Source organism: Acinetobacter endophylla (assembly GCF_053543775.1).
The window spans coordinates 1-545 of the sequence record NZ_JBLVOM010000148.1; the positions used below are offsets into that span (position 1 = coordinate 1).

1 protein-coding gene is annotated in these 545 nt (G+C 33.6%); it reads right to left on the minus strand.

Features of this window, described 5'->3' with window-relative positions; genetic code table 11:
• The coding region (locus ACNPNW_RS06075) for an epoxyqueuosine reductase QueH (protein WP_448766721.1) at positions 1 to 267 on the minus strand (267 nt) is incomplete at its 3' end.
• Between the last annotated feature and the right edge of the window lie 278 nt (positions 268 to 545).

Here is a 545-nt window from a genome sequence, read left to right on the forward strand (position 1 = left end):
ACGTGCAAACCAATTGTCTGTATCGTAATCACAGTCAATAAAAGGAATATTATGTTTTTCTGCAAAGCGAATATTTTCTTCCTTACGGATTTCATATTCCTTGACAGGGTGAATATTGGGATTATAAAAAAAGATCGAAAAGTCGATGCCTGATTCAATTAGGGTTTCCATCACTTCACCCGAGCATGGTGCACAGCAGGAGTGAAGCAGAAGCTTGTCGTGACCTGCTGGGAGAGTCAATTTCTGACGTTCAAGTTTGTTTGACATAGTTATATGGGTTTAAATCTAAACCCTATATTTTAACGATTTAATTAGATAGTAAGGATTTGATATACTGATATTTTCTAAGGTTAAGATGAAAGAAATTCACTAATTGAAATTTAATAAGAACTAAAGTATATAGGAGAATAACTACAATAATGCTTTGGAATTAGAACATTGCAAGTTAATCAAGAGTCATTGTATGAAGCTTTAAAATTAAGTGAAGAAATTATTAGGGCGTGTCCTCATTTGGCTTTGCACCAAATAAATATGCAGGCTATACG